16 protein-coding genes are annotated in these 20,026 nt (G+C 59.5%); 12 read left to right on the plus strand and 4 right to left on the minus strand.

Annotated elements, in window-relative coordinates; genetic code table 11:
- Positions 1–4: 4 nt before the first annotated feature.
- The 4 genes from JHD59_RS06825 to yegQ all read left to right on the plus strand — a co-directional run bounded on the left by JHD59_RS06825 (position 5) and on the right by yegQ (position 3,019).
- Positions 5–832 carry a ferritin-like domain-containing protein gene (locus JHD59_RS06825; RefSeq protein WP_199153686.1) on the plus strand — a complete coding sequence of 276 codons (828 nt, stop codon included), beginning with the start codon at positions 5–7 and terminating at the stop codon, positions 830–832.
- Positions 833–854: 22 nt separating this feature from the next.
- On the plus strand, positions 855–1,070 hold the full coding sequence (locus tag JHD59_RS06830; protein WP_103317970.1) for a hypothetical protein: 216 nt from the start codon (positions 855–857) through the stop codon (positions 1,068–1,070).
- Between the two features lie 158 nt (positions 1,071–1,228).
- The gene (locus JHD59_RS06835; RefSeq protein WP_071110401.1) at positions 1,229–1,648 is read left to right on the plus strand and encodes a hypothetical protein; all 420 of its coding nucleotides are present in this window, start codon (positions 1,229–1,231) and stop codon (positions 1,646–1,648) included.
- 24 nt (positions 1,649–1,672) lie between these two features.
- Positions 1,673–3,019: a tRNA 5-hydroxyuridine modification protein YegQ gene (gene yegQ / locus JHD59_RS06840; protein WP_199153702.1), complete on the plus strand. Its 1,347-nt coding sequence runs from the start codon at positions 1,673–1,675 to the stop codon at positions 3,017–3,019.
- Between the two features lie 52 nt (positions 3,020–3,071).
- Here yegQ and JHD59_RS06845 read toward each other — a convergent pair whose 3' ends face one another.
- The gene (locus tag JHD59_RS06845; RefSeq protein ID WP_199153689.1) at positions 3,072–3,236 is read right to left on the minus strand and encodes a hypothetical protein; all 165 of its coding nucleotides are present in this window, start codon (positions 3,234–3,236) and stop codon (positions 3,072–3,074) included.
- Positions 3,237–3,850: 614 nt separating this feature from the next.
- Between JHD59_RS06845 and JHD59_RS06850 the strand changes: the two genes are divergently transcribed.
- From JHD59_RS06850 to JHD59_RS06880, 7 genes are all read left to right on the plus strand, one after another.
- A complete protein-coding gene (locus JHD59_RS06850; RefSeq protein WP_199153690.1) occupies positions 3,851–4,951 on the plus strand; it encodes a polyamine ABC transporter substrate-binding protein in 1,101 nt (366 codons plus the stop codon).
- A 195-nt stretch (positions 4,952–5,146) separates the two neighbouring features.
- The gene (locus JHD59_RS06855; RefSeq protein WP_103317967.1) at positions 5,147–6,052 is read left to right on the plus strand and encodes an ABC transporter permease subunit; all 906 of its coding nucleotides are present in this window, start codon (positions 5,147–5,149) and stop codon (positions 6,050–6,052) included.
- A complete protein-coding gene (locus JHD59_RS06860; RefSeq protein ID WP_103317965.1) occupies positions 6,049–6,888 on the plus strand; it encodes an ABC transporter permease subunit in 840 nt (279 codons plus the stop codon). The genes JHD59_RS06855 and JHD59_RS06860 overlap by 4 nt, the downstream gene beginning before the upstream one ends.
- 48 nt (positions 6,889–6,936) lie before the next feature.
- A complete protein-coding gene (locus JHD59_RS06865; RefSeq protein ID WP_233163924.1) occupies positions 6,937–8,400 on the plus strand; it encodes a DUF3138 family protein in 1,464 nt (487 codons plus the stop codon).
- A gap of 104 nt (positions 8,401–8,504) precedes the next feature.
- Positions 8,505–9,551: an MBL fold metallo-hydrolase gene (locus JHD59_RS06870; protein ID WP_199153691.1), complete on the plus strand. Its 1,047-nt coding sequence runs from the start codon at positions 8,505–8,507 to the stop codon at positions 9,549–9,551.
- A gap of 144 nt (positions 9,552–9,695) precedes the next feature.
- The gene (gene argS, locus JHD59_RS06875; RefSeq protein WP_199153693.1) at positions 9,696–11,414 is read left to right on the plus strand and encodes an arginine--tRNA ligase; all 1,719 of its coding nucleotides are present in this window, start codon (positions 9,696–9,698) and stop codon (positions 11,412–11,414) included.
- Positions 11,415–11,588: 174 nt separating this feature from the next.
- A complete protein-coding gene (locus JHD59_RS06880; protein WP_199153694.1) occupies positions 11,589–13,034 on the plus strand; it encodes a PhoPQ-activated protein PqaA family protein in 1,446 nt (481 codons plus the stop codon).
- 6 nt (positions 13,035–13,040) lie between these two features.
- On the opposite strand, the gene JHD59_RS06885 is transcribed toward JHD59_RS06880, so the two are convergent.
- The 3 genes from JHD59_RS06885 to JHD59_RS06895 form a co-directional block, all read right to left on the minus strand.
- A complete protein-coding gene (locus tag JHD59_RS06885) occupies positions 13,041–13,673 on the minus strand; it encodes a HugZ family protein (RefSeq protein ID WP_199153696.1) in 633 nt (210 codons plus the stop codon).
- Between the two features lie 100 nt (positions 13,674–13,773).
- On the minus strand, positions 13,774–15,393 hold the full coding sequence (locus JHD59_RS06890) for a protease pro-enzyme activation domain-containing protein (RefSeq protein WP_199153697.1): 1,620 nt from the start codon (positions 15,391–15,393) through the stop codon (positions 13,774–13,776).
- A 251-nt stretch (positions 15,394–15,644) separates the two neighbouring features.
- On the minus strand, positions 15,645–17,282 hold the full coding sequence (locus JHD59_RS06895) for a protease pro-enzyme activation domain-containing protein (RefSeq protein ID WP_199153698.1): 1,638 nt from the start codon (positions 17,280–17,282) through the stop codon (positions 15,645–15,647).
- Between the two features lie 737 nt (positions 17,283–18,019).
- Here JHD59_RS06895 and JHD59_RS06900 point away from each other — a divergent pair.
- A partial coding sequence (locus tag JHD59_RS06900; RefSeq protein WP_199153699.1) for a TonB-dependent siderophore receptor occupies positions 18,020–20,026 on the plus strand: 2,007 nt, incomplete at its 3' end.

The raw sequence follows: 20,026 nt of genomic DNA on the forward strand, positions 1-20,026 counted from the left end.
CGGCATGACGCACTCAACCGTATCGCTTTATCCCTTGCTGGAGCAGGCGCTGTTGTGCCGCGACGTCGAGGAAAAGCTGTTGCTTGCCGAACGGCTTTTCCAGGATTGGCGCGCCGGCTCGCTGGCCCGTCTGGCGGCAGCCGCTCCCTACGCCTTGCCGGAGGCGGGGCGGCCGGAACGTCCCGAGTTGGTCCACCCCGCCAAGGTGCCGCGGCGCGGCCTTTCTACCCGTCAGGGGCATGGCGCCTTGCTGCACGCCATCGCCCATATCGAATTCAATGCCGTCAATCTGGCGCTGGACGCGGCCTGGCGTTTTCGCGACATGCCGGACGGTTTTGTCGACGATTGGCTGCGGGTGGCGGCGGAGGAGGCCGGCCATTTCCGGCTGCTGCAGGACAGGTTGCGGGAGCTGGGTTTCGCCTACGGCGATTTTCCGGCGCATGACGGCCTGTGGGCGATGACGCGCAAGACCGATCATGATGTGATGATTCGCATGGCCCTGGTGCCCAGGGTGCTGGAGGCGCGCGGGCTGGACGTGACGCCAGGCATCCAGCGGCGGCTGGCCGCCATCGGCGATACGGCCAGCGTTGCCGTGCTGGACATCATCCTGCGCGACGAAATCGGCCATGTGCAGATCGGCAACCGCTGGTTCTGCGAGCTATGCCGGCAGCGCGGGCTGGAACCACAGGCGACTTTCCGCCGTCTACTCGATGAGTACGCGATGCAACTGCATCCCGGCGACTACAATCTGCCCGCGCGCGAAGCCGCGGGTTTCTTCGCCGATGAATTGGCGGCGCTGGCCCGGCTGGGGCAGCAGCCGGCCGACGCCTGACTTTTTTATCTGGATCACCTTAATGAAAAATCTGATCATTCGCCTGCGCGGCAATCGCAAGTTCGGCATCGCCATGTTGCTGGCTTCCACCTTGTTATTCATGGCGATGTCCGTGCTATGGCGCGGCGGCGAGACGGAAAGCCTGTTGCTGCGACTGCTGTGCCCAATGCTGCTATTGCTTGCCATGGCGGGGCAGTTGCTGTCTTTGGCGGCGTTGTTGCAAAAACCACGAAAATAAAACGGCTTTAAAAAACAGCGGCTTAAAGTTGCGGCGATGCGTCAGGCGGGCTTGACGCTGAATGTCCACCCGCGCATAATCGCGGCCGAATAAGCCTCAAACAGGCTCCGCTATGGTGCGGGGCCTGTCGTTTTTTGCACTTGCGGAGCGTCTGCATCATGGAGCACCAGGTATTCCTGCGTAAGCTGGAAGCCAATGCGCTGGCAGCATCGGATTTCAATCATCAAGCCCACCTGTACGCAGCCTGGGGCTATCGTCGGGAGTACCCGGCGCCGGAGGCGGCTGCGCGTTGCGCGCATGCGCTGTCGCGCTTCGCCATGGCCAATGGCGCGGCGACCAAGTACAACCACACGCTGACGATGGCGCTGCTGGCCATCGCCTATAGCCGGGTGGAGTCCGACCCGGCGCTGATGGAAGACTGGCAGGCCTTTCTGGATAGCTGCCGCGATCTGGCCCAGGATGCCAAGGCCGTGCTGGAGCAGCACTACTCGTCCGAACGCCTGGCCGCAGACTCTGCCCGCAAGGCTTTCGTCAAGCCGGACCGCAAGCCGCTGCCGGTTTCCTGCCTGCTCAACTGAATACCAAGAAGTCATCACCCAATGATCAAAGCCCCCGAATTGCTGCTGCCGGCCGGCACGCTGGACAAGATGCGCGCCGCCTATGATTTTGGCGCCGACGCCGTGTACGCCGGCCAGCCGCGCTACAGCCTGCGCGCCCGCAACAACGATTTCAAGCTGGAAGAACTGAAGCAGGGCATAGACGAGGCCCACGCGCGCGGCAAGCTGTTCTTCGTCGCCAGCAACATCCTGCCGCACAACAGCAAGATCAAGACCTATATGGCCGACATGGAGCCGGTGATCGCCATGAAGCCGGACGCGCTGATCATGGCCGACCCGGGGCTGATCATGATGGTGCGCGAGAAGTGGCCGGAAGTGCCCATTCACCTGTCGGTGCAGGCCAATACCGTCAACTATATGGGCGTCAAGTTCTGGCAGAAGCTGGGCGTGTCGCGCATCATCCTGTCGCGCGAGCTGTCCCTGGACGAGATTGCGGAAATCCGCCAGGAATGCCCCGACATGGAGCTGGAAGTGTTCGTCCATGGTGCATTGTGCATCGCGTACTCCGGCCGTTGCCTGCTGTCTGGTTATTTCAACCACCGCGATCCGAATCAAGGCACCTGTACCAATGCTTGCCGCTGGGACTACAAGGTGCACGACACGCAGGGCGACGACGCCGGCGATGTGCAGGTGATCCAGTTCGACTTCAACAAGGCGCTGGAAGAGGCCAACCAGAATTTCTCGTCCTGCGGCAGCCAGCAGCGCCATCCCTTGGCGGACAAGACTTATCTGATCGAGGAGGGCAGCCGCCCGGGCGAGCTGATGCCCATCATTGAAGATGAGCACGGCACCTACATCATGAATTCCAAGGACCTGCGCGCCGTCGAGCAGGTGGAAAAACTGGCGAAGATCGGCGTCGATTCGCTGAAGATCGAGGGCCGCACCAAGAGTTTGTACTATGTGGCGCGCGCAGCCCAGGTGTACCGCAAGGCGATCGACGACGCCGTCGCCGGCCGCCCGTTCGACCTGAGCCTGCTGTCCGATCTGGATGGTCTGGCCAACCGCGGCTATACCCCGGGTTTTCTTGAGCGGCACCAGAGCCAGGATTACCAGAACTACCTGACCGGGCACTCCAAGGCCAAGCAGAGCCAGTATGTCGGCGATGTGATCGAAGTGGATGCCGAAGGCTGGGCGCTGGTGGAGGTGAAGAATAAGTTCGCCGTCGGCGACAAGCTGGAGGTGATCCATCCGTCCGGCAACCGAATCATCGAACTGGCGCAGATGATACGCAATGGCGAGTCGGTGCAAGTGGCTGCCGGCAACGGCATGCAGGTGCGGATTCCCGGTTTTGCCGGCTATGACCACAAGGCCCTGATCACCCGCCTGTTGTGATTGCCGCTGTTTTTCGCATTTAAAGGCTGCCGCTGGCAGCCTTTTTGCTTTATCAACCGGCAGCAGGTGTTGCGTCGGTGTTGCGGGATGGTTGATTGTGGCGGCGCCAGGAAAGCCAGCGATTTCCTGATCGAGTTTCGTTGATGATAATGTCTTGAATCAAAGGCCGGCCAAGCTCGCGCTTAGGCCGATAGATCATCGCGGCGTTGATGATCATAAACGCTAGTTGGCAACAAATAGACAGTGTGTTGATTTTTTTGTGAAGCAACTGGCTTTTCTATTGCAACTCTGCGTAAACCTGATTAAAAAGTAGTTACATAAAAAATATGGCGTCAAATTTATTAAACGCCACCATCGCATATTGGAGCGAGAGAGAGGAAATCATGATGCAAGCAGCCCGCCCTTGGCCTGACGGTTCCCCATCCTGCCGCGCCGGTTCCCCCGCGTTGGCGCTTCACTCGCCGCCTCGTTTCCTGCATAGCCCGCCCGCTTCTTTCTGAACCGTTCCGTCTTTCCGTTCACTCCGGAGTCAAACCGCTGACAACACCTCGCAGCGCGCCTGAAGCAAGGCGTTAACGCAGACAACGCAATGGTAAGCCAGGACTAGCCAGCGCGGGATAGGGTGGTTTTGTGAGCGCGGTGAATTCGGGTTACATGCCGTAACGCTTGAGCATATTACGTTTGCCTGCCTTGGGTGTATGTTGGCTTAATACCGCCGTCTGCGCGGCCAAGCCAGTGCAATGGGCAGACGACGCAATGAAGAATGCAGTTCCTCGGGATCTCCCGTCATCGGCGGGAGCATTTATGGTCGTGCTACTTAGGAAGCCTGTCATGAAGAAGAAACTGGTTCACAAAGTTCTGTATTCCTTGTTGTTGCTTTTGCCAGCCACCGGTGCGCTGGCGGAGGACAAGTCGCTTAACGTCTACAACTGGTCGGATTACATCGCCAAGTCCACCATCCCCGGCTTTGAAAAGCAGACCGGCATCAAGGTGAAATACGATGTCTACGACAGCGATGACACCTTGCAAGCCAAGATGCTGACCGGCCGCGCCGGCTACGACATCGTGGTGCCTACCTCCAATTTCATGGCCAGGCAGATCGAAGCCGGCATCTACCAGAAACTGGACAAATCCAAGCTGCCCAATCTGGCCAATCTGGACAAGTCTCTGATGGCCAAGATCGTCGACGCCGATCCGGGCAACGCGCATGGCGTGCCATGGGCTTATGGCACCGACGGCCTGGGTTACAATTTCACCAAGGTCAAGTCCATCCTGGGCAACAACGCCCCGCTGGACAGCTGGGACATCCTGTTCGATCCCAAATACGTGTCCAAGCTGAAAGACTGCGGCGTGTCCGTGCTGGATCAGGCCAACGATGTGTTCGCCGTGACGCTGCACCATCTGGGCAAGGATCCGAACAGCAAGAATCCGGCCGACTACCAGGCCGCGTTCGAGGCCTTGAAGAAGATTCGCCCCTACATCACCCAGTTCAACTCGTCCGGCTACATCAACGACCTGGCCAATGGCGACATCTGTTTGGCGCTGGGCTGGTCCGGCGACGTCAACATCGCCAAGCACCGCGCGGCCGAGGCCAAGCGTTCCTATCAGCTGGGTTACGTGATCCCCAAGTCCGGCGCGCCGATCTGGTTCGACGTGATGGTGATCCCGAAGGATGCGCCGCACCCGGAAGCCGCGCTCAAGTGGATCAACTACATCGAGACGCCTGAGGTCAACGCGGCGATTACCGACGAGGTGTTCTACCCGACGGTCAACGCGGCAGCGCGCAAGTTCGTCAAGCCGGAAATCGCCAATGATCCGACCATCTACCCGCCGGAATCGGTGATGAAAACCTTGTTCCTGTTGAAGCCGTTGCCGGCGGACATCACCCGTCTGCAGAACCGGCTGTGGACGCAGCTGAAGACAGGGCGCTAAGCCTGTCATGAGCCGGGTGCCGCCATCCGGCTCGTGTCTGGATCACACAACAATAGTCCGCTGCCCGGCCTAGCCGGGACGGCCGGACAGCCGTGGGACATTGTCCGCCCTTGTTGGGCGGTCTGATGGTGTCGGCGAAGGCGCTTCGCCGATGGGGACGCAATGTTCAAACGCCTCAGGCGTTGTGGTGCTGCCATGAAACTACCGGATCTGAAATGGTTGCCATCGGGCAGGACAACGGCGATCGCCGTGCCTTTCCTGTTCCTGTTCGTGTTTTTCCTGTTGCCCTTCCTGCTGGTGGTGGGCATCAGTTTCTCCCAGCAGCAGCTGGGCATCCCGCCTTACACGCCGCTGACCAAGCTGGAAAACGACGTCTATACGGTTGCGCTCAACGTGAGCCATTACCGCTTCATGTTCACCGACGACCTGTATTTCGCCACCTATGTCAGCTCGGTGAAGATGGCGTTCTTCTCCACCGTGCTGTGTCTGCTGATCGGCTATCCGATGGCCTACTACATCGCGCGGGCTGAGGGCGCGACGCGCAACACGCTGATGATGATGGTGATGTTGCCGTTCTGGACCTCGTATCTGATTCGGGTTTACGCCTGGATAGGCATTCTGAAGAACGACGGTTTTCTCAACCAGTTCCTGCTATGGCTGGGGGTGATCAATAGTCCGCTGCATCTGTATCACACCAACTGGGGGGTCTACATCGGCATGGTGTTCTCCTACCTGCCGTTCATGATCATGCCGCTGTACGCCCACTTGGTGAAGATGGATCTGACGCTGCTGGAAGCGGCCTACGACCTGGGCGCCAAGCCCTGGCGCGCGTTTTGGCAGGTGACGCTGCCTTTGTCGAAGAACGGCATCGTCGCCGGCAGCCTCCTGGTGTTCATCCCGGCGGTGGGCGAGTACGTGATTCCGGAGCTGTTGGGCGGCTCGGACACGCTGATGATAGGCCGCGTGATGTGGGAAGAGTTCTTCAGCAACAATGATTGGCCGATGGCCGCCACGGTGACCTGCTGCATGGTGCTGTTGTTGTTGGTGCCGATGGCGCTGTTCCAGCATTACCAGGTCAAGACGATGGAGGAGGCGAAATGATCAAGCCAAGCAAACCCTTGTCCTTTCTGGTGCTGGGACTCGGCTACACCTTCCTGTACTTGCCCATCGTGCTGCTGGTGATCTACTCGTTCAACGAGTCCAAACTGGTGACGCTGTGGTCGGGGTTTTCTTTCAAATGGTACGCCGCCTTGCTGGACGACGATGAGTTGATCAATGCCGCCTGGCTCAGCCTGAAGATCGCGCTGATGACGGCGACGGCATCGGTGGTGATGGGTACCTGGGCCGGCTTCGTGCTGGGGCGTTTTGGCCGCTTCCGCTTGTTTGCGCTGTTTACCGGCATGATCAACGCGCCGCTGGTCATTCCCGAAGTGATTCAGGGCATATCGCTGCTGCTGCTGTTCGTGGCGATGGAGCAAAGCCTGGGGTGGCCGGAGGGCAGGGGGGTGTTCACCATCTGGATCGGCCACGTGATGCTGTGCGTGTCCTACGTCACCATCGTGGTGCAGTCGCGGGTGCGCGAGTTGAACCTGTCGCTGGAAGAGGCGGCGATGGACTTGGGCGCGCGGCCGCTGAAAGTGTTTTTCGTCATCACGCTGCCGCTGATCTCGCAGGCGCTGGTGTCCGGCTGGCTGTTGTCGTTCACGCTGTCGCTGGATGATCTGGTGCTGACCGCCTTCCTGTCCGGCCCGGGTTCCACCACCCTGCCCATGGTCATCTTCTCGCGGGTGAGGCTGGGTCTGAATCCGGAAATGAACGCGCTGGCTACCTTGTTCATCGTGCTGGTGTCGGTGGGCGTGGTCGTCGCCAACATCTATATGGGCGCGATGACGCGCAAGCGCGAGAAAGAGATGCGGTTGGCCTTTGCCAACGGCTGAGCAGGGTTGCGATGTAAACCACAAAGCAGTGCAGCACAAGGAGAAATGATGATGAAGAAGGTTCTGATCAGCGCATTGATCGCCGCGCTGCCCGGCGTGGCGATGGCCGATGCCAAGTCCGACGAGATCGTCCGGCTGAAGGCGCAGATGCAAAAACTGCAGCAGCAGATGGCGGAGCTGCAAAAGGCGGTGGAAGCGGCGACGGCCGATAAGCCGGCCCCGGCCGCCTCGGCAGCCGCCAGTGGCGATGATGCCAATGCTGAGCTGAAAGAGCGGGTAGCCGGCATGGAGTTGAAGGTGGATAGGCTCAACACCGCCGCCAATGAAGGCCCGATCGCCGGCTTGAGCATCACCGGCTATCTCGACCCCACCTATATCTACAACCGCGCGCCTAACAGCGCCGGCTTCCAGTTCCTGAACCACCAGAATGCTTACGCTTACAGCAACAGCACCTTCGGCGATGTCTACTTGGACATCAAGAAGACCTTCGGCGTCGGTCCCACCGCGCCCAGCGCCGAAATCACCATCATGCCCAACCGCGGCTCCGGCAACACCTTGCTGGATGGTAGCAGCGGCAACAACATCATTAATACCGCAGTCATCAACTTTCCGCTGTCCGATACCTGGAGCGTCAACGCTGGTTTGATGAACAGCTTCGGCGGCTACGAGGTGCAGCAGTCCAACCAGATGGTGACCCTGACCCACGGCCTGCTGTACGACTTCAGCGATCCAGGCAGCTATGTCGGCGCGGGCTTCGCCTGGAGCCATGATGTCTGGGCGTGGAAGTTCCTGCTGGCGAATGAGCAGTACCGTACGCATGCAAATAGCCAAGCGTTCAACGGCACGCGCAGCAATAACACCCCCACCGCGACCGCGCGCGTAGATTACACCTGGAGCAGCGCGTTGGATCTGGGCTGGTCCATGAACGCGGGGCGGCAGACCCTGCCCGGCACCACCACCACCGGCAGCGGCTATGGTTATCAGGGCAGCGCGCCCGGGCCTTACAGCAACTATTTCTTCACAGAGGCCGATGCCAGCTACACCTTGGGAGACGTGCAATACAACGCCGAGTTGGATTATGGCCAACAGCAGCGCGCCGCGTGGAACGGGGGCAACGCGGTCTGGTATGGCGCTTCCCTGTTGGGTCACCGCAAGTGGATGACGGAAACTGTCGGCAAGATGGGCGCGACGCTGCGTTATGACTATCTGAACAACAGCAAGAACGGCGGCGGTGGCGGCGGCATCGGTTTGGGCGGCAACGGCGCGGATGGAACAAATGGCTTCGGTGTTTCGCCCAGTTGCTGGGCCGCCTATCAGGCCGGCGGACCGGCATGCAACGGCGCCAACCGCCAGGCTTTGACGGCGGACCTGCTGTTCTTCCCCACCGATCAGTTGACGCTGAAGCTGGAATACCGCCACGACTGGGCCAGCGAGAACGTCTTCCTGCGCAACGATGGCAGCTATCGCAAGAGCAACGACCTGATCGGCGCGCAGGCGGTCTACACTTTCTGAGCGCGGCATCGGGTTTCATGCGGCGGCGGGCCAGTCCCGCCGCTTTTTAATTTGCCAAGCTTGCGGCAGAATGCTTGCATCATTCCGAAAAACTGCCTTTATTCATGCTGCTTGATCTGCTGCGCTGGCCGCTGCCGCGTTATCGTCCCGACGCTTCCCGTAGCCATCACGGCTCGGATGGCTACCGCAACCTCTATCCTTTTCAGCAGCCGCGTTTTGTTGATCTGGCGCGCTGGAACTGGCAGCGCCGGCGGCTGCAAGTGGAACATCGCCTGCAGGACATTCACCGCGTCGCGCCGGATGTCGCTGCGTTGACGGCCAATCGGGAGCGGCCGTCTTATACCTGGATAGGCCACGCCAGCGGGTTGATTCAGCTGGCCGGGGTGAATCTGTTGTTGGACCCGGTGTGGTCACCGCGCGCCTCGCCTGTGCAGTGGATGGGGCCGAAGCGCCTGCTGCCGCCCGCCATGGCTTTGCCGGACTTGCCGCGCATCGACGTGGTGATGGTGACGCACAATCATTATGACCACCTTGATTTTCCTACCCTACGCCGCTTGGCGGCTCAGGCGGGCGGATCGCCGTTGTTCGTGGTGCCCTTGGGCGTGGGGCGGACCTTGCTGCGCGCCGGCGCGCCGGCTGAGCGCATCGTCGAACTCGACTGGTGGCAGCGTCATCGCCACGGCGCGGTTGAGTTGACGCTGACGCCGGCGCAGCACTGGAGCAAACGCTGGGTCTGGGGCGACCGCAACCGCGCGCTGTGGGGCGGCTTCGCGGTAAAGGGCGACGGCGTCCAGCTTTGGTATCCGGGCGATACCGGGTATCATCCGGAGCTTTTCGCGCGCATTGCCGAGCATCTGGGCGAGGTCGATTTGGCGCTGCTGCCCATCGGCGCCTACCAGCCGCGCTGGTTTCTGGCGCCGCAGCACATCAATCCGGACGAGGCGGTGGAGATTTTCCGCATTCTGCGCCCGAAGCGGGCGCTGGCGGTGCATTGGGGCACCTTTGTGCTGACCGATGAGCCGCTGCATCAACCGCCGCTGGATCTGGCAGAAGCCTTGCGCCGGCATGACATCGCTCCGGCTGATTTCAGCGTGCCGGCTTTGGGCGAGACCGTCTGGCTGGACCAACCGATACGCAGCGAAAAGCCGTAAAGGATCAAAAGAAGGGCAATTGCAGGCACCTCAAGGTGGATCAAGCATTGCCCGCACCGGCCTGGGCGAATACAATCAAAATCCAGTTATTTTTCAAAAGCGAAGGCAAATTTTCGTTTTCGCGGCAATTCGTGGGGCTATCTAATGACTATTCATCAACTGATCAACGAACGGGTACAGGCGGCGCTGGCAGCGGCTGGCGCCCCTGATGCGCCTGCCGTGGTCCAGCCGGCTTCCAAGCCGGAATTCGGCGACTACCAGGCCAACGGTGTCATGGGCGCCGCCAAAGCGCTGAAGACCAACCCGCGCGCGCTGGCCGAAAAGGTCGTGGCTGCGCTGGATCTTGCCGGCATCGCCGACAAGGTGGAAATCGCCGGTCCGGGTTTCATCAATATTCATCTAGCCCCTGAATATCTGTCCCGACGAAGCGAAGCCGCCCTGAAAGACGACAAGCTGGGCATCGCGCCGGTGAGGCCGCTGCGCGTGATGGTGGAATATTCCTCGCCTAACCTGGCCAAGGAAATGCACGTTGGCCATTTGCGCTCGTCCATCATCGGCGACGCGCTGGCGCGCGTGATGGAATACGTGGGCCATGATGTGGTTCGCGCCAACCACGTGGGCGACTGGGGCACCCAGTTCGGCATGCTGGTGGCCTACCTGGTGGAAACCAGCCACGCCGGCGACGCCGACCTGCAGCTGTCCGACCTGGAAACCTTCTACCGCAACGCCAAGATCCGCTTCGACGAGAGCGAAGACTTCGCCAACACCGCCCGCGATTACGTGGTGAAATTGCAAGGCGGCGATGAGGAAGTGCTGAAGTTGTGGCGCCAGTTCGTCGATGTGTCGCTGAAGCATTGCGAAGACGTATACGAGAAGCTGAATGTCGGCCTGAAGCGCGAGCACGTGCGCGGCGAATCGTCGTACAACGACGACCTGCCGGTCATCGTGCAGGAGCTGCGCGAGAAGGGCTTGCTGACTGAGGACGACGGCGCGCAGGTGGTGTTCCTGGAGGAGTTCCGCACCCAGGAAGACAAGCCTATGGGCGTGATCGTGCAGAAGAAGGACGGCGGCTTTATTTACACCACCACCGACATCGGCGCGGTGCGCTACCGCCATCGCGAGCTGAAGCTGGACCGCGTGATCTACGTGGTGGACGCGCGCCAGAGCCAGCACTTCGCCCAGATGTTCTCCATCTGCCGCAAGGCCGGTTTCGCGCCGGAAGGCATGAAGCTGGAGCACGTCGGTTTCGGCGTGATGATGGGTGACGACGGCAAGCCGTTCAAGACCCGCTCCGGCGGCACGGTCAAGCTGATCGAGCTGCTGCATGAGGCGGAGGAGCGCGCTTACGCCCTGGTGTCCGAGAAAAACCCTGACCTGTCCGACGAGCTGAAGCGTGAAATCGCCAACGCGGTGGGCATCGGCGCGGTGAAGTATGCCGATCTGTCCAAGAACCGCATGAGCGACTACATCTTCAACTGGGACACCATGCTGGCGTTCGAGGGCAATACGGCGCCGTATCTGCAATATGCGTATACCCGCGTGCAGAGCGTGTTCCGCAAGGCAGAGGACTACGACGCCAACGCCAAGATCGTGATCACCGAACCGGCCGAGAAGCAGCTGGCCGCCGCGCTGGCGCAGTTCGAAGACACGCTTAACGCGGTGGTGGAAGGCTGCTATCCGCATTATCTGTCGCAGTATCTGTACCACATCGCCACGCTGTTCTCGCGCTTCTACGAAGCCTGCCCGATCCTGAAGAGCGAGGGCGAGGTTCGCGCCAGCCGCCTGCAACTGGCCGCGCTGACCGCCAAGACCCTGCGCACCGGCCTCGATCTGCTGGGCATCAAGGTGCTGGAGTCGATGTAAGCGCCGCTGCCCGGAGCATCGCCAGAAACCCCGCCCAATCCGGCGGGGTTTTTCATGAATGGGCATATGGCCGGAACGGATTGCCGTGATGGCGGTCCATTGTGGCGCAGCGCCGCATTTGCCCTATCCGCGCGCGGTAAAAAACAATTCGCCAACCATATGAATGGTATCCCGATGAACGTTTCATTATCCATCGCCGCGCGCAGCGCCGGCATCGCGCTCTGCCTGTGGCCTCCCGTCGCCTCGCAAGCGGGGCAGGCCCCCGCTGCCGCCGATCCGCAAACGGTAGCGCAGTATCTGAAACAGGCCAAAGCCAGCCAGCAACCCGCCAGGCTACTTGGCGAAAGCGAGCAAGACGGTGTCACCGTGCGCAGCTACGGTTTTGTGTCGCAGCGTTGGCCGGGCTTGGGCAGCACGCTGGCTAGCGACGCGCCGCAGTGGGAGCATGAATTGAAACTGGCGCTGCCGCCGGAACGCAAGCCGGGCTCGCCGGTATTGCTTTACATCAGTGGCGGCAGTAATCATGCAGAAAAGGGGCCTCAGCCACCACGGGATCGGCTGTCGATTGCCGACATGGCCCGCCAGCTCGGCATCGCGGTAGCTGAGCTGTATTACGTTCCCAACCAGAGCCTGCATCTGGACGGACGGCCACTCGGCCGCGAGGATGCGCTGGTCGCCTATAGCTGGCGCAAGAGCGTGGATCAGCCGGAGGCTGACCGTTTCAGCTCTCTGCACCTACCGATGACGCAGGCGGTGACGGCGGCGATGGACGTGATCCAGTCCGGTTTGCCGGATGCCCGCGCCTTCGTGCTGTCAGGTAGTTCCAAGCGCGGCTGGGCCAGCTGGCTGGCAGGGCTGAACGACGAGCGGGTCCAGGCCATCGTGCCGCTGGTTGCTGATTTCTGGAACGTGCGCGTCAACTTCGCCCATGTGTACAACAGCTACGGCAAGCAGTGGCCGGTGGCGCTGCGCGATTACGCTAACAACCACATTACCGACGAGGCGCTGGGCGTCAGCCCTGGTTTCGACGCCTTGCTGCACTTCGAGGACGTGGTCCACTACTCGAAAAGCATGCCACGTTTAACAAAGTACATGATTTCCGCATCCGGGGACGACTTCGCGGTGCCGGATTCCGCCTGGAGCTACCTGCCGATGCTGAAGGGACCGATGCAGCTGCGCTATTTGCCCAATCAGTCCCATTACGTGGGCAGCAAGCAGGTGGGAGAGGCGTTGAGCCAGTTCATGGGGCGCTGGCTGGCGGGCAAGCCTTTGCCCGAGGCCAGCGTGGAGGGTGATTCGCGCGACGGCCGGATCCGCGTGAGCACCCGGGAGCCGGTTAGCCGCGCCCGCTTGTGGTTGGCGCGCAATCCAGACAGCCGCGATTTCCGTTTCCGCTCCGGCATCCGCTATCAGGACCAGCCAATCGATGGGCAGTGCTGGAACGGCGAGTGCCGCTTCGAATTTATTCCGGATGCGTCGCTGCCGGGATGGCAGGCGTATTTTATCGAATTCGAGGGCAAGGATTTCACCTGGACCACGCCGCCGTTGATCTGGCCCAAGCGCTATCCCGATGGCTCGAACGTGCCTATCGCCGCGCCGCGGCTGCACTTGGGCGGTTGATCAGCCCTAGCCAAGCCGCAGCAGCCGCTGGCGGATTTGGGCGGGGGCGGGGGACGCCGCCTCCCAGTCCGCGCGCCGGTAGCGGCCATCTTCCAGTAGATCGGCGCCAAAATAATCGCAGCCCAGCAAGCGGATGGACGCGGGCAGCGCCGCCTGCGCCTCTTCTAGCAGCGCCGACTCCACATCCGGCACCAGCGCCGGCAGCACCCTCCAGGCGCTCTGGTCTATCCAGCCCATGCGGCCCAGGCCGGCGATCAATCTCAGGCGCTTTGGCCGCAGCCGGAAGAACATGAAGTCCAGCGCCAGCCACTCTTCGGCTTCCGGGATATAGCGCAAGAGGCGCTGACGCAAAGCGTCCGGCGCCTCGAAGCATTCCGCATCTCCCAATATCGTCATCCGCGAGGCCGATTGCGCGGCATCGTCGCCAGGGGCCAGCAAAGACAGGCTGATGCGCGGATCGGCCAGCAGATTTTTGCTGTGCTCGGCCAGCGCGCTGGCCACGAATACCGGGCAGTGATGCTCGTCGCAGCAATACTGGATGGCGCTGGCGTAGGGGTAGCCCGGATCATGCTGCGACTGGGTGGCTAGCGTAGCGTGCCGGCATTGATGCAGCAGGCTGATGGCGAGATCCGGTTTCATATCGGGCTTCCGGCAGGGAAAGATGCCGACATTCTAGGACGAGGGCGAGTAAAACAAAACGCCCCGCGGGGCGGGGCGTCTATCTAAAGGCGAAATGTGTTCAGAACCCTGCGGTCTTGGCGACGAAGGCGTTCAGATTGGCCACGTTCAAACTCCCCCAGCCGGTGGCATAGTCCCAGCCAGCCTTGGCCGAGAATGCGCCATTGCTGCCGCTGGCCACGTCATGGTACAGCGTGGGATTGGCCTTGAAGTACTTGTAGATGGCTGGGTTGGGCGAAACCAGCTTATTGCCGTTGAGCGACTGGATACGGTTCCAAAAGCCGCTGAACAAGGGCGCGGCCAAGCTGGTGCCGCCTACTTGATAGGTGCTGCCGGCCACCAGCACCAGCTCGCCGCTGTTCGGATCGGCATCAAAAGCGATATCCGGCACCCCGCGGCGGGTCTTGGAGGTGGTCAGCACGCCGGCTGCGGTTTGCCATGACGGCGCGACTTCGGTGTAGCTTGGTCCGCCGCCGCCGCCGCTCCAGGTTTTTTCGCTGCTGTACGCGTTGGCGCCGCTGGTGGTCAGCGTGGTGCCGCCGACCGCGATCACGTAAGGCGATACCGCCGGATAGCTTTGATACGGCGTGCCGCCGCCGCACTCGTAAGAGCCGGAGTCGCCGCTGGAAACGGAGAAGGTTTGGCCGTGCGCCACGGCGGCTTGCAGCATTTGATCCACGCTGGCGGTCATGCCGGAGTATTGTGCGCTCAGCTCGCATTCACCCAGCGATACATTGATCACCTTGGCGCTGTTGGCGCTGACCGCGGCATTGATGGCGGCGGCGATGTCGCTATTGCTCATCGACGGCGCCACATAAAACTGCAGTTGCTTCAGTGCGCCACCGCTGGCGGCGAGTATGGTCTGGCTATCCAGATTCCACTCCACGATGCCGGAAGTGTCGGACGTGGGGCTGCCTGCATTGACGATGGCCACGCTGGGCGCGGCAAAGCCGGCGCTTCTGGCGTAGCTGTTCAGGTCGGCAACCGTCTGGCTAAGGTTTCCTTCCGCAATAATGCCGACCACACCGCTCTTGGCGGCCGGCAGGCTGGCCGCGTTATAGATGGCGGCGAAGTCGGTCGGTTTGTGCGCGACGATGCCAGTGCTGGCCTTGGCCACGCTCTGGGCATGGAAGGCGGTATGGAATTGATGGACATTTTGCAGGCCGTGCACCGCCAGCACGATGCCGGACAGGCTGGCCGGCACCTGGACATTGGCGGTGTTGGCGTAGGCCTGGCGGCCATTGACGCTGTAACGATGCAACTTGGTTTGGAACGCCTTGTAAACTGTGGCGTGGCTGCCGTCGGCCGTTACCAGCAGATTGTTGGGCGAGACGGTGATATTGCGGAAGCCGTTCTGTTGCAGATGGCTCACCACCTGCTGAACCTGGGCCGAGGTGGGCGCGTATTGGGCCATGAACTGCCCGTCGCTGATCGGCTGGCTTTGTCCGGACTGGATGCTGCTGGTCAGCGCATCCAGTTGAGATTGGTTGCGCAGCGCCAAGCTGATAGCCACATGAACCAGCTCACCGCCAGCGAGTTCGCCATTGTCTACGGCACCGGGTATCAGCTGTTGCACCGGGTGCGCCTGAGTGGTGGTGGCGGTCCAGTTGCCGGCGGCCTGCGCCGGGATGCCGAATGCGCCGCCAATCAGCAGCAGAAGGGTGGAATATCTTGCCCGCATGCCATTTCTCCCTGAAGAAACTGCGTCCCGTCCTTGGATGATAGACGGGGAAGTACGCGTTTTTACTAGATAGCGAGCGCGCTGGCTTTTGTAAAGTAATTGCTCTGAAATTACCCGGTTTATTTGTAATTGTTTACGCAAAATTCAGATTGCATCCGGAAAGTGTGGATGGCTGGATACACCGGCATTGGCGCGTGGATAACAGAAAACCCCGGGCAAGCCCGGGGTTTCCGTCAGCGTAGCCGCTTCGATTAGAAGCCGGAGTGGCTGCCGATGAAGGTGTTCAGCGCGGACACGTTCAGGCTGCCCCAGCCAGTGGCGTAATCCCAGCCCTTGGTGGCTTTGTAGCCGCCGTTGTTGCCAGTGGTCACGTCGTGGTACAGGCCGGTATTGGCCTTGAAGTACTGGTAGATGGCCGGGTTCGGCGATACCAGGCTGTTGCCGTGAGCGGACTGGATGCGAGCCCAGAAGCCGGTGAACAGCGGAGCGGCCAGGCTGGTGCCGCCGATCTGCTGGCTGCTGCCTTGGACGATGACCTGCGCGCCGCTGTTCGGGTCGGCGTCAAACGACACATCCGGCACGCCGCGCTTGGTCTTGGAGGTGGTCAGCACGCCGGCCTTGGTTTGCCAAGCCGGCGCCGCTTCTACGACGCTGGGGCCGCCGCCGCCGCCGTTCCATACCGACTCCGACGAGTACTTGGTGCCGCTGGTGGACAGCGTGGTGCCGCCCACTGCGATCACGTACGGCGAGGTCGCCGGATAGCTCTGGCCTGCGCTGCTGCCGCATTCGGCAGAGCCGGAGTCGCCGGTGGACACCGAGAAAGTCTGGCCCTGAGCGACGGCGGTTTGGAAGATCTGGTCGTCGGAGGCGACGGTGCCGTCGCTCTGCGCGTCGCTTTCGCATTCGCCCAGCGAGACGTTGATCACCTTGGCCGAGCCATCGCTGACTGCCGAGTTGTAGGCTGCGGTGATGTCGGCGTTGGTCATCGAGGTGGCGACGTAGAAATTCATTTGTTGCAGCGCGCCGCCCGCGGCAGCCAGGATGTCTTGGCTATCCAGGTTCCATTCGCCCACGCCGTCGGTGTCGGAAGAGGCATCGCCCGCGTTGATCACATTGGTCTGCACATAGCTGTAGCCGGCGGAGTCTTCAAACTGCTGCAGGTCTTGCAGGGTTTGGGTCAAATCGCCTTCGGAGATGATGCCTACGGTGGTGTTGCTGGCCGGCGGCAGGCTGCTGGCGTTGTAGATCAAAGGGAAGTCGGTCGGGTTGTGGCCGACCACGCTGTTGGTCTTGGCTTTGGCGAAAGCTTGAACGCCGGCTTTCTGCAGCGTGGTGTGGAAGGTGTGAACGTTTTGCAGGCCATGGACGGCAAGCACGATATTGCCCAGCGATTGCGGCACTTGGGCGGCGGTCACGTTGGCGAAGGCGGTGCGGCCATTGGCGTTGAAGTGATGCAGCGTCGCGTTGAAGGCGGTTTTGGCGGTGGCGGCGGAGCCGTCAGCGGTGATCAGCATGCGGTTGGCGGCAACTTTGATATTGCGGAAGCCGCTCTTTTGCAGGTGGGCTACAACCTGCTGCACCTGAGCTTGGGTGGGCGCGAACTGGGCCATGAACTCGTTGTGGCTCAGTGTCTTGTGGCTGGTGCCGGCCAGCAGGCTGCTGGTCAGCGCGTCCAGTTGCGCCTTGTTGCGCAGTTTCAGCGTCACGGCTACATGCACGGATTGGCCCGCGGCAACTTCACCAGTGCTTTGGGCCGTGGTGGAACGCGTCAGCGTGGAAACCAGCGGATGGGCCTGGGTGGCGGTATTGACCCAGGCTTCACCGGCTTGAGCGCCGGCGGTGAACAGGCCGGCAACAATCAGTGCAACAGCGTGCTGTTTTGCAATCATGCAAATTTCTCCTCTTTGCAGTGTGTAGTTCAGGTGGGCGGTATGCCTTTTCCTGATAAGGGTTCGGTTTATATTGCGAAGCTATGTCTTAACCGTTTACCCATGATTGCCCCCTTTTTGGGGAGGCATGCCGCAAATTCATGCGACGCTTAATCAATAGTCCAGATTGTCTGTAAATGCCAAATGCATTTAATACAAATTCATATTTAATGCCTGAAATTAATGAAAATTAAAGAATTTTAAGGTTTTTGGCAGAGTTAGCGCCTTGAAAAATGACAAAGTAGTGCAAATACTCCATTTGTTGATTTTTGGAGAAATGCAAATATGCATGCCTGTCATGTTTTTTTTTAATGCATTGCAAGCGTGCGAATGTGCGGATTTTGTGAAATCGGCAACACTCTCTTGGTTAGGGATGCAAAAAAGCAACAAATGGCCAGGATCAGATTGGTCGGCAGATGTGTGTTTAGATATGTTTTTGTGACGATGTGTGACGTGAATGATTCTTTACACTTGATTTACAAGGAAATTTATAAAACGGCTGTGTGACGAATTGTCGTTATTTCAGAAGTGTGTGATCTCTCTTTTTGTTAATGGTATCGAGAAAGTAAATGGCTGTTGACGGTGATCATTACAAACTTTCACACTCGAATCACATTCGCTCAGCATGACGAATACAAAGATCCGGCCGCCCACGAGGCGAGCGGGCGACATATCTACAAAAGGGATTTGGAGAAATCATGAACTACAAGAGAAAAACACTGGTGGTGGCCCTGTCGCTTGTGGGTAGCGTAGGCTACGCGCAGCTCGCTCATGCGGATGACTCTGACAGCAACTCTTTACAGCGCGTGGATGTTGTTGGTTCTCACATCAAGCGACTAAAGAGCGAAAAGGCTACCGAGGTCACCACGATCAAAGTCGATGACTTGGCTAAGCAAGGATTGAATACGGTTGAGCAAGTGGTTAATGCCTTGGCTTCCAACCAATCCAATATCGGTGCAAATTCTAGCGTGGGCCAATCAACTGGTGGCGCCGCATTTGCCAACCTGCGCGGTTTAGGGCAGCAGTACACTCTGGTACTGCTTGATGGTCGTCGCGTTCCCTATCATCCGTTTGATGGTACGGCTGCCGACTTGAACGCCATACCGCTTTCCGCCATTGAGCGTGTGGATGTATTGCCAGATGGAGCGGCAGCTATTTATGGTAGTGATGCTATTGGCGGCGTGATCAATTTCATTACCAAGAAGAGCTTTCAAGGTCTGACTTTGGGCGGGGATTTCCTGACCCCGCAACGTTCCGGAGGTAATGAAAAGAACCTAAATGGTTCCTATGGCTACGGTAATCTGTCGAAAGACGGGTTTAATGTTTATGCTACTGCCTCTTACCACAAGACAGATAGCATACTGGCCTCGCAGCGAGATTTTGCTTCGGCGATCACGCCTGCAATGAAGGCAAGTTCCAATAGTTATCCAGGCAACTACACACCTGATGGCGGCAATAGCTTGGTTGGTCCTAGCGGCTATCCGAATTGCCCTGCGCCAGCTTTTGCAAAAGGCGGCGTATGCAAAATGTATCCTGGCACCATGGTAGGCATACAACCTGAAACAGAGCAGTGGTCGGGTTTGGCTAAAGGAACGGTCCGAATCGGTGATAACCATGAGTTGTCTCTGACCTACAATATAACTCGTACCAAGAACACGACAATCGCTGCGCCTGCTCCTACAGGGCTGGAAGTTTTCCTTCCTAGTGGCACGCAGGGGATCGTGACGCCTGATGGTTCCGCTTCGCTGTCACCCTTCTTGCGCACCATGCCTTTGGGTAATCGCGTGACGGAGGCCGTGAATGTTCAGCAAAAAATACAGCTGAACTTGGAAGGTCAGTTAGCAGGCTGGGACTATAAAACCGGCATAGGTTATGGTCAGAGCTATGCTACCGAGGAACTGGTAAGTGGTTTTACTGGTGACAATGAGGTTGCCAATGCTTATAAGAACAATCAAATAAGCTTGTTGACAGGCTATGCCACCGATCCAAATGTATGGAATCAGATCGGCATCAAGGGTCATCTGGATGATGGCAAGTATACCGTGGCAAGTGCAGACTTCAGTATGAGTAAAGAAGTCTTGCAATTGCCTGCTGGACCAATGGCAGTTGCATTTGGTACGGAAGTGCGTCACGACACGCTTGAGCACAACTACAACTACCCGATTTCCAAAGATGCGATTGGTCCTGGTATGCAGCAATCTCTGGATACTAAGGGAAATCGAACTGTCTCTGCATTATTTGCCGAGGCGGACGTTCCTATCATCAAGCATCTGGATGGCAAGGTTGCTGTTCGTTATGACCACTATAACGACGTAGGCGACTCTGTCAGCCCGGAAGTGTCTTTGCGTTATGAGCTGTCGCCGCAAGTACTGCTGCGGACTTCTGCGAGTACCGGCTTCCGAGCTCCCTCTTTGTATGATATGTACCAGCCTAACCAAAGTCAGTTGACTGGTAACTTCTATGCCGATCCGATTAGCTGCCCATCCTTATCGAGCACATGCCCTAGTCTGCAGCGTTACCTGAAGGTAGGCGGTAATACCAAGTTGCAGCCAGAGAAGTCCTCTTCATTATCGGTCGGTATCGTAGTTGAGCCGATCAAGAGTATTACAGCTGTCTCTTATACACATCTCCGAGCCCACGAGACTCAAAATGGGGGGGGGGGGGGGGGGGGGGGGGGGGGGGGGGGGGGGGGGGGGGGGGGGGGG

The organism is Chromobacterium sp. ASV23 (genome assembly GCF_016428945.1).
Lineage (GTDB): Bacteria > Pseudomonadota > Gammaproteobacteria > Burkholderiales > Chromobacteriaceae > Chromobacterium > Chromobacterium sinusclupearum.